8 protein-coding genes are annotated in these 9,430 nt (G+C 67.6%); 4 read left to right on the top strand and 4 right to left on the bottom strand.

All coding sequences use genetic code 11. The annotated features are described in order from the left end of the window. Positions 1 to 612: 612 nt before the first annotated feature. Both ABIC50_RS32440 and ABIC50_RS32445 read right to left on the bottom strand, forming a co-directional pair. Positions 613 to 1,164, bottom strand: coding sequence for a hypothetical protein (locus tag ABIC50_RS32440; RefSeq protein WP_354168837.1), 552 nt, complete (start codon positions 1,162 to 1,164; stop codon positions 613 to 615). Positions 1,165 to 1,252: 88 nt separating this feature from the next. After that, positions 1,253 to 2,077, bottom strand: coding sequence for an IclR family transcriptional regulator (locus tag ABIC50_RS32445; RefSeq protein ID WP_105832017.1), 825 nt, complete (start codon positions 2,075 to 2,077; stop codon positions 1,253 to 1,255). 658 nt (positions 2,078 to 2,735) lie between these two features. Here ABIC50_RS32445 and ABIC50_RS32450 point away from each other — a divergent pair. Then, positions 2,736 to 3,584, top strand: coding sequence for an ureidoglycolate lyase (locus ABIC50_RS32450; protein WP_354168839.1), 849 nt, complete (start codon positions 2,736 to 2,738; stop codon positions 3,582 to 3,584). Between the two features lie 195 nt (positions 3,585 to 3,779). Here the strand turns inward: ABIC50_RS32450 and ABIC50_RS32455 are convergent, their stop codons facing one another. Further along, a complete protein-coding gene (locus ABIC50_RS32455) occupies positions 3,780 to 4,163 on the bottom strand; it encodes a VOC family protein (protein WP_175656761.1) in 384 nt (127 codons plus the stop codon). Between the two features lie 100 nt (positions 4,164 to 4,263). Between ABIC50_RS32455 and ABIC50_RS32460 the strand changes: the two genes are divergently transcribed. Beyond that, complete coding sequence (locus tag ABIC50_RS32460) at positions 4,264 to 4,926, top strand: CGNR zinc finger domain-containing protein (RefSeq protein ID WP_354168850.1); 663 nt, start codon at positions 4,264 to 4,266, stop codon at positions 4,924 to 4,926. Positions 4,927 to 4,983: 57 nt separating this feature from the next. Here ABIC50_RS32460 and prpR read toward each other — a convergent pair whose 3' ends face one another. Next, positions 4,984 to 6,966 carry a propionate catabolism operon regulatory protein PrpR gene (prpR, locus tag ABIC50_RS32465; RefSeq protein ID WP_354168841.1) on the bottom strand — a complete coding sequence of 661 codons (1,983 nt, stop codon included), beginning with the start codon at positions 6,964 to 6,966 and terminating at the stop codon, positions 4,984 to 4,986. A 170-nt stretch (positions 6,967 to 7,136) separates the two neighbouring features. Here prpR and prpB point away from each other — a divergent pair, with 170 nt between their 5' ends. Both prpB and prpC read left to right on the top strand, forming a co-directional pair. Next, positions 7,137 to 8,030 carry a methylisocitrate lyase gene (gene prpB, locus ABIC50_RS32470; protein WP_012367050.1) on the top strand — a complete coding sequence of 298 codons (894 nt, stop codon included), beginning with the start codon at positions 7,137 to 7,139 and terminating at the stop codon, positions 8,028 to 8,030. A gap of 98 nt (positions 8,031 to 8,128) precedes the next feature. Further along, positions 8,129 to 9,301, top strand: a complete 1,173-nt coding sequence (gene prpC / locus ABIC50_RS32475; protein ID WP_011659785.1) for a bifunctional 2-methylcitrate synthase/citrate synthase — start codon at positions 8,129 to 8,131, stop codon at positions 9,299 to 9,301. The last annotated feature ends 129 nt before the right edge of the window (positions 9,302 to 9,430 follow it).

Raw genomic sequence — 9,430 nt, forward strand, 5'->3', positions numbered from 1 at the left:
CGCATGGCCGCCGTTGCGTGGACTCTTCACGGTTCGCAATGCAGACCATTCGGCGTGTTCGAGCGAATCCGTGAAGCGATGCGACGCTCCGTGATCAGTGAGGAAAGGTGCTAGCGTCGAGTCGGAGCATCCGCGGCGGGCGGGGCGAGCGGCGCGCGTCGATGGCCTTCGCATTTCGCCGATTCGGGTTGCGTAGCGCGGCGTGCTGACACCCGCATTCGCACCCGCAGCGTCGGAATCAAAACAAAGGTGAGATTTTTCGGGAGCCGTGAGGGAGCTTTTCCGGGAACGGGTGGGTGAGCCGATACGGGAGCACTCGGTGAGCCTTCCCGGGAACGGCCGGTGAGCCCTTGCAGGAAGCGCCGGTGAGCCTTTCCGGGAAAGGGCGGTGAGCGTCTGCGGGAGGCGTCGGTGAGGACGTTCGGGAGGGGCCGGTGAGCCTCTCCGGGAGCGTTGGGTGAGCTTTTACGGGATGCTTGGGTGAGGGCTTACGGGACGCTTCGGTGAGACTTTTCGGGAGCCTGCGAACGGAGTGCTCCACCCGGCGCGGCGCCAGCCTTTGCCGACGTCCGCGCCGATGCGGGCACGCATGAACCGTGCCCGCGACAGCGTTTACGCGGCGAGTTTCGACGCCGCGTCGTTCACCTGGTCACGCGAAATCGCGAGTTCTTCGAGGTGCGCGTCCGCATAAACGCCACCGGTTTCGCGCTCGAGGCGGGCGATGGTCAGTGCGCAACGCGCGGTGTCCTTCGGCATCGCGATGAAGCGCTTGACCGATTCGCCGGACGTAAATGCGTCGAACAGCGCGCCGCGCACGTCGTCCGGAAGCGTCTTGGTCCATTGGTACGGCTTGCCGTTGAACGTGATCGACGGCGGCAGCGTGCGTTCCTTCTTGCTGGCCGTGATCAGGCCGTAGGTGCGCGCGGCGTCGCCGATCTGCTCGGGCGAGAAGAGTTCGTCGGGCGTGATGCCGAACTGCTCGATGTAGTTCTCGATCGCCAGCATCGCTGCGGCACGATCGTCGCGCTTCTTCTGGGCGCGCGCGACGATGTCGCGCAGCTCGTCCGCTTCCTCGGCGGTGATCGTGAAGCTCGCCTGCTTCTGCTGAAGTTCGGAGAAACGCTGGAATTCTTGATCGTTCAGAAGTTTGGCCATGACATCCATCGGACACGACGGCCGTGACAACCGGCCGCCGTAGTTTTTGAGAGGGCCGCTATTCTAGCGTAGCGCCGGGCGCGCGGCGCTCGCACGTTCAGCCGATTTCCACGCGGCACATCGACAACTGACCGGCCGTATCGCGCAGTCCTGCAACGGCCACATCGACGGACGGCGTCGTGTGCGCGTCGATCCGGCGCATGTACGGGCAGGTCAGCACTGCGATCGCCTGGCCGGACGGGCCGAGGATCGGCGCGCTCAGATCCGTGACGCCGTACGCCTGGCGGCTGTCCTGGCGCACATAGCCGGCCTGCCGGATCGACTGGCACGCGTAGGCGAGTTCCTGCTCGTTGATCGGCGTTTCGCCCTTGACCTTGCGATGCTCGGCCAGCATGTGCGCACGCTGCTCTGAACCCTGGAACGACAGCATCACCCGCCCCGATGCCGTATCGGCGAGCCCGACGCGCGAGCCGAGTCGCACCGACACGCCCCACGCGCCGGGGCCGTCGACCTGCGCGATCACGAGCAGGTTGCCGCGATCGTAGACGCTCAGGTGGCACGACTGCTCGGCGGCGTCGGCGAAGCGCTGCATCAGCGGTAACGCTTCGGCGATCAGCCGGTTCATCGGCGGATGCCGGTGCGCGAGCGCGAACAGTTTCAGGCTGAGCGTGTAGCGGTCGCCGCCGCTCGAGCGCATCACGTAGCGGCGCGCAACGAGACGTTCGAGCATCCGGTAGATCTCGCTCGCGTTGCGTCCGAGCTCCTTCGTGATTTCGGTGCGCGTGAGTCCTTCCTTTTGTTCCGACAGGAGTTCGAGGATGTCGAGACCCTTGTCGAGCGCGGGCGCGCGATAGCGGTCGGCTGCACCCATCGACTCCCGTGCGTCGCTGCCGGGGAGCGGGTCAGTGGTCGTTTGCGTCATGAGTAGGAAGTCCGGGAATGGCCAATCGGAGGGCGACGCGCGCTGGCCGGCGTTGCACGCGGATTCGAGAAGCCCGCATGCGGTACTGACGGCCGTCCGCGAGCTTAACAACAAACTTTTAGTGTGCAATGCGGCGTCTTTTTACCGATCGTTACCGAACAAGAACGGATCAACCACGCTTTCCGATGACAGGGTCGCAACGAATATTGTGTATTCGTACCCCGACGACAACGCACGGCGCCGTTCGACACCCTGCCGTTCTCCACTCGAGGCCCCGGATGCTGCGATGCAACACCCGCAGCCGCACCAATAGTCGGTATCCGTCGCGCGCCATTTCACGGCGCGCCGCCGATGGTACAAAGAGCGGCGGGCCAGCGACGGCGCGGCCGCGCGTGAAGCCGGCCGGCTCAGGCCGGCACATGCCGCGGATACCGGGCCGTCGTCGCCGATGCGCAGACCGGCGGCCGCCCGTTCGATGCGCGTCGCACTTCGGTGCGGCGCCGCGATCGCTGCGCCCGCGCGAGCTTCGCGTGTCGAATGGCGTGCCGGATATGGCGCCGACGCGCGTCATCGACGATCGACATTCAGTCCGGCGCGTGGCCGCACGCGGCTGCGTCGGCCGGTATCCTGTCCCATTCGACAACAGAGGTTGAGCACGATGAAACTGCTTCGCTATGGCCCGTCCGGCCAGGAAAAGCCCGGCATTCTCGACGCAAATGGCCGGATTCGCGACCTGTCCGCGCACGTGCCGGATCTGGCCGGCGACGCGCTGTCCGACGCCGGTCTCGCGCGCCTGCGCGCGATCGACCCGGCCACGCTGCCGCTCGTGTCCGGCGAGCCGCGCATCGGCGCGTGCGTCGGGCGCGTCGGCAAGTTCATCGGCATTGGCCTGAACTATGCCGATCACGCGGCCGAAGCCGGCATGCCGGTGCCGAAGGAGCCGGTGGTATTCGGCAAGTGGACGAGTTCGATCTGCGGTCCGAACGACGGCATCGACATTCCGAAGGGCTCCGTGAAGACGGACTGGGAAGTCGAGCTCGGTGTCGTGATCGGCACGACGTGCAAGGACGTCGACGAAGCGCGCGCGCTTGACTACGTCGCCGGCTACTGCGTCGTCAACGACGTGTCCGAGCGCGAGTGGCAGATCGAGCGGGGCGGCCAATGGGACAAGGGCAAGGGCTTCGACTCGTTCGGCCCGATCGGCCCGTGGCTCGTCACGCGCGACGAGGTGCCCGATCCGCAGCGCCTCGACCTGTGGCTCGAGGTCGACGGCCACCGCTATCAGAACGGCAATACGCGCACGATGGTGTTCACCGTCGCGCAGCTGGTCGCCTACCTGTCGACCTGCATGACGCTGCAACCGGGCGACGTGATCACGACCGGTACGCCGCCGGGCGTCGGCATGGGGATCAAGCCGTCGCCGGTGTTCCTGAAGGCTGGCCAGACGGTGCGCCTCGGGATCGACGGGCTCGGCGAGCAGCTGCAGAGCACGCGCAACGCGCAGTAAGCGCTCGCTCGCGCGCGTCGCAGGGCGGTGCAACCGGCCGCCACGCCTCGCCACCCGCCGCGCGGTCCGATCGCATCGTTTAGTCGCCAGCGGCGACTGTCGCAAACTGAACACCGATGCAGCAAAGACAAGGGCCCGATTCCGCGCAATGCGGAATCGGGCCCTTGTCGTTCATCCGCGTCCGTCCGAAGCCGGTCAGACGACGTTGTCCAGCTCGCAATGGGCTTCGAGCCGATACCCGTCGGGATCGACGACGAACGCCGCGTAATAGCCGGGGCCGTAGCGCTCGCGTTTGCCCGGCCCGCCGTTGTCGTGCCCGCCGTGCTCCAGCGCGGCCCGGTAGAACGCATCGACTTCCACCGGCGACGCCGCGCGGAACGACACGTGCAGCCCCGACTCGGGATCGGCGACGACGGGGCGCGCCGCGTGCTGCAACCACAACACCGGTTCGGTGGTGCCGTAGCCGAGGGCTCCGTCGTCGCTATACAGCCGCTTGTAGCCGAGCGCGCCGAGCGTGCTGTCGTAGAACGCTCGGCTGCGGTCGATGTGGGCAACGCCGAACGAAAGGTGATCGATCATCTTTGGCTCCTTGAACTGAAGGGGGACATCGGTGCGGCAAAGCTGTTTTTAACCACCATGCCGGTTATGTTAGAAAGCGTCCCCGCGCTTGTCAACCGGCATGGTGGTTAGATACGATCGCGGCATGAACAAGACGCAACCTTCCGTCACGACGGACTGCATGATTCCGGCGCCGTCCGGCACGTTGAGCATCGATTTCGCGAACACGCTGTACTGGCGCGGCACTGACGCGCCGACCGAAACCTTCGGCACGCTGGACGACCTGTTCGGGTGGTGCCGCGAGCAGGCGGGCGTGCCGGCTGGCCTGGCCGACGCATGTCGTGCAGGAGAAGAGAAACAGGATGACGAGCCGGCAATGCTCTCGCGCGCGCTCGCGTTGCGCGAGGCGCTGTACCGGCTCTTTCTCGCGGAAGCGGAGCGGCGCGAGCCGCACGCCGACGATCTGGCGCTGCTGGGCGGTTTTCTGGCGGAAGCGGCGCCGCGCGTCGCGCTCGCGCGGATCGACGGCGGCTATGCGTGGCGAATCGGAGGGGGCGCCGGCGCCGGTGCGGGCGCGACGCTCGGAGGGCTGTTGAGCCCGGTGCTGTGGTCGGCGACCGACCTGCTGGGCAGCGCGCGGCTCGCGAAGGTCAAGCGTTGCGCGAACGACGCATGCCAGTGGCTGTTCATCGACGACAGCAAGAACGGCAGCCGCCGCTGGTGCTCGATGTCGTCGTGCGGCAATCGCGCGAAGGCATATCGCCACTATCACAAGACCGATTGACGCCGGCGCTCGTCCAGCGTCATGCTGCGACGCGCAATCCGCACACCCCGCCCGAACCTACTTCGCCGAAAGCTTCCGCCACAGCGTCGTCTTGCTGATGCCCAGCATCGCGCACGCGCGATCGCGGTCGCCGCCGCACGCGTCGAGCACCGCGCGGATCTCGTCGGCTTCCGCGCGGCGGCGGCGTGCTTGCAGCGTCTGCGCGTCGTCGGCATCGGCCACGTCGGGCGGGGTCGCGAACAACTCCGGCGCGATCGCCTGCAGCGCGTCGGGCGCGAGCGCGGCGCACGCGGCGCCCGGATCCTGCTCGTCGACTTCCTCGGCCAGTTCCACCGCGATCCGCTCGACCACGTTCTGCAATTCCCGCACGTTGCCGGGCCAGCGGTAGCGGGCGAGCGTCGCCTGCGTCGCGCCGAGCACGCGCATCGCATCGCCGACCTCGCGCACGCGTTCGGCCAGCCGCGGCTCGCGCCGCGCGGCCTGCACGAGCAGCGTGGCCGCGAGCGCCGGAATGTCGGCCGCGCGCTCGCGCAGCGGCGGCAGGCCGATGTTCAGGATGTTGAGCCGGTAATACAGATCCGCGCGGAACGTGCCGGCTTCGACGGCCGCGAGCAGCGGCCGGTGCGTCGCGGCGATCACGCGCACGTCGATGCGGATCGGCTCGGTCGAACCGAGGCGGATCACCTCGCGCTCCTGCAGCACGCGCAGCAGCCGGCTTTGCAGCGACGGCGGCATCTCGCCGATCTCGTCGAGAAACAGCGTGCCGCGGTGGGCGGCTTCGAACAGCCCGGTCTTGCCGCCGCGCCGCGCGCCGGTGAACGCGCCTTCCTCGTAACCGAACAGCTCGCTCTCGAGCAGGGCTTCCGGAAACGCGCCGCAGTTGATCGCGACGAACGGATAGCTGCGCCGCACGGACAGCGCGTGCAGGCTCTGCGCGATCATCTCCTTGCCGGTGCCGCTCTCGCCGAGCACGAGCACGGTCGCGTCGGATTTCGCGTAGCGGCGCACGAGGTCGCGCACGCGCGCCATCGGCGCGGACGCGCCGACCACGTCGTCGAGCGCGTAGCGCGCCGCGAACTGCTGCGTGTTCGGCTGCGAACGCAGCGCGCGGTCGAGCCGTTCGACCGCGCGCGATTCCTGGAAGGTCAGCACGCTGCCCGACGTGACGCCGCGATCGACGAGCGGCCCGCGATGCACGACGTAGCGCACGCCGCGCACCGTCGCGAGCGCGTCGCCGTCCTCGCCGCGCAGCGTGCGCAGCTCGGGCCGCAGGTCGACGAGCGCGCGGCCGACGGCCGCCGCGGGTTCGACCCCGAGCGCCGACGCGAGCCGCTCGTTGATCGCCTCGACGTGACCGCGCGCGTCGAGCGCGACCACGCCGTCGCGCAGGTGCTGCAACAGGTTGTCGAGGCGCTGACGGCGAAACGCCTCGGCGTGCGTCGCGTACGCGACTTCGAGCGCCGTTTCGACCGCCTTGCGCACCGACGCGTGCGAATACAGGAACACCGCGCCCATGCCGGCACTCGCCGCGAGATCGGTGACGAGGCCGGGGCCGACGATCGTCTCGATGCCGCGGTCGTGCAGGTCGTGCACGCAGGCTTCCGCTTCCTGTGCCGACTGATATGACGCAAACTGCACGTCGAGGCCGTAGGCGGCGACGAAGCGGCGCACCTCCGGCGGCGTCTCGCCGGCGCTGACGAGGGCGATCCGCGATGCGTCGCGCCGTGCGCGCGCGAGCGCCTGCATCACGTCGAAGCCGGTCGGCGACACGACCACGACCGGCACCTGCGCGCGCGTTTTCAGGAAGCCGCCGTTCGAGCCGGCCGCGACGATCACGTCGGGCCGCGCGGTGCCGGCTTCGGCGATCGCGCTGAGCGCGTCTTCGTAGGCCCGCGTGACGATGCGCACGTCGGCGCGTTCATCGAATTCGCCGGCGATCTCGCGAAACAGATCGCGCAAGCGGCTGATGCCCATCGCCCAGATGCGCGGGCGCACCGTGCGGTCGCCCGGGCCGACGGGCTTGGTCGAGGAGAGGTCCATGGCGACCGATTATGCGCGCGCGATTTCATTTTTGAAACCTGAAATTGCCGAATTGAAATCGTCGGGCGATTCGCCGCGCATGCCGGGTGCTTAAGAATCAGTGGGTTAGCGGTATTTCGCGAGCTGGCCCGGTCCTTGCTGTTAATGGTCATTCCTTCAGGAGGCCGTTCATGAGCAACACGCATCTTCAAAGCGCCGGCGCGAAATTCCGCGCGGCAGTCGCGGCCGAGCAGCCGCTGCAGGTGGTCGGCGCGATTACCGCGTACGCGGCCAAGATGGCGCAGGCCGTCGGCTTCAAGGCCGTCTACCTGTCGGGTGGCGGCGTCGCCGCGAATTCGCTCGGGATCCCCGATCTCGGCATCAGCACGATGGAAGACGTGCTGATCGACGCGACCCGGATCACCAACGCGACCGACCTGCCGCTGCTCGTCGACATCGATACGGGCTGGGGCGGCGCGTTCAACATCGCGCGCACGGTCCGCTCGTTCATCAATGCCGGTGTCGCGGCGGTTCACCTCGAAGACCAGGTCGGCCAGAAGCGCTGCGGCCACCGTCCGGGCAAGGAAGTCGTGCCGCTCGAGGAAATGGTCGATCGCGTGAAGGCCGCGGTCGATGCACGCACCGACGACCAGTTCGTGATCATGGCCCGCACCGACGCGGCCGCCGCCGAAGGGATCGACGCCGCGATCGAGCGCGCGATCGCCTACGTGGAAGCCGGCGCCGACATGATCTTCCCGGAAGCGATGAAGACGCTCGACGATTACCGTCGCTTCAAGGCAGCCGTGAAGGTGCCGATCCTTGCGAACCTGACCGAATTCGGCTCGACGCCGCTGTTCACGGTCGACGAGCTGCGCGAGGCGAACGTCGACATCGCGCTGTACTGCTGCGGCGCGTATCGCGCGATGAACAAGGCCGCGCTGAACTTCTACGAGACGCTGCGCCGCGACGGCACGCAGAAGGCCGCCGTGCCGACCATGCAGACCCGCGCGGAGCTGTACGACTTCCTCGGCTATCACGAATACGAGCGCAAGCTCGACGAACTGTTCGCGCAGGGCAAGAAGTAACGCGGCCCGCGCACCGGGACACGGTTCCGGAACGCTTTGCACGCGACCGCACCAAGTGCGGTCGACAGCTACCCAGATACCTATTGGAGAACGGAAACATGAGCGAGACGAAAGACGCAGCAGCACCGGCCGCCGCAGGCGCATTCAAGCCGAAGAAGTCGGTGGCGCTGTCGGGCGTGACGGCCGGCAACACGGCGCTGTGCACGGTCGGCAAGACCGGCAACGACCTGCACTACCGCGGCTACGACATTCTCGACGTCGCCGAGTCGTGCGAGTTCGAGGAAATCGCGCACCTGCTCGTGCACGGCACGCTGCCGAACATGACCGAACTGGCCGCGTACAAGACCCGGCTGCGCGCGATGCGCGGCCTGCCGAACGCGCTGAAGGCCGTGCTCGAGCAGATCCCGGCATCGGCCCACCCGATGGACGTGATGCGCACCGGCGTGTCGGTGCTCGGCACCGTGCTGCCGGAGAAGGAAGACCACAACCTGCCGGGCGCGCGCGACATCGCCGACCGCCTGATGGCGTCGCTCGGCTCGATGCTGCTGTACTGGTATCACTTCTCGCACAACGGCAAGCGCATCGAGACGGAGACCGACGACGACTCGATCGGCGGCCACTTCCTGCACCTGCTCCACGGCAAGACGCCGTCGAAGTCGTGGGTCGATGCGATGCACACGTCGCTGATCCTGTACGCGGAGCACGAGTTCAACGCATCGACGTTCACCGGCCGCGTGATCGCGGGCACGGGCTCGGACATCTACTCGGCGATCACCGGCGCGATCGGCGCGCTGCGCGGGCCGAAGCACGGCGGCGCGAACGAAGTCGCGTACGAAATCCAGAGCCGCTACAGCTCGCCGGACGATGCCGAAGCCGACATCCGCCGCCGCGTCGAGAACAAGGAAGTCGTGATCGGCTTCGGCCACCCGGTCTACACGATCTCCGATCCGCGCAACAAGGTGATCAAGGGCGTCGCGCACAAGCTGTCGAAGGAAGCGGGCGACCTGAAGCTGTACAGCATCGCGGAGCGCCTCGAATCGGTGATGTGGGACGCGAAGAAGATGTTCCCGAACCTCGACTGGTTCAGCGCCGTGTCGTATCACATGATGGGCGTGCCAACCGCGATGTTCACGCCGCTGTTCGTGATCTCGCGCACGTCCGGCTGGAGCGCGCACATCATCGAGCAGCGCGTCGACAACAAGATCATCCGTCCGAGCGCGAACTACACGGGGCCGGAAGACCTGCAGTTCGTGCCGATCGAGAAGCGCTGATCCGCCAGCCGCGGGCCGGCCCCCCCCGCCGGGCGCCGGCGGGGGCCCGGCCGCAGAGCCCCCTAGAGCCCCCCCCCCAAAAAGAAAAAACAAACCCCCAACACCCCCCCCCCCCCACCCCGGCGAAAT

The organism is Burkholderia sp. 567 (genome assembly GCF_040545115.1).
GTDB classification, from domain to species: Bacteria; Pseudomonadota; Gammaproteobacteria; order Burkholderiales; family Burkholderiaceae; genus Burkholderia; species Burkholderia ambifaria.

Coding starts and splice junctions, on each gene's coding strand:
- ABIC50_RS32445 (WP_105832017.1), bottom strand. CDS start 2,077: ATGACGCAAACGACCACTGACCCGCTCCCCGGCAGCGACGCACGGGAG.
- prpR (WP_354168841.1), bottom strand. CDS start 6,966: ATGGACCTCTCCTCGACCAAGCCCGTCGGCCCGGGCGACCGCACGGTG.
- prpC (WP_011659785.1), top strand. CDS start 8,129: ATGAGCGAGACGAAAGACGCAGCAGCACCGGCCGCCGCAGGCGCATTC.
- ABIC50_RS32450 (WP_354168839.1), top strand. CDS start 2,736: ATGAAACTGCTTCGCTATGGCCCGTCCGGCCAGGAAAAGCCCGGCATT.
- ABIC50_RS32440 (WP_354168837.1), bottom strand. CDS start 1,164: ATGGATGTCATGGCCAAACTTCTGAACGATCAAGAATTCCAGCGTTTC.
- ABIC50_RS32455 (WP_175656761.1), bottom strand. CDS start 4,163: ATGATCGATCACCTTTCGTTCGGCGTTGCCCACATCGACCGCAGCCGA.
- ABIC50_RS32460 (WP_354168850.1), top strand. CDS start 4,264: ATGGTGGTTAGATACGATCGCGGCATGAACAAGACGCAACCTTCCGTC.
- prpB (WP_012367050.1), top strand. CDS start 7,137: ATGAGCAACACGCATCTTCAAAGCGCCGGCGCGAAATTCCGCGCGGCA.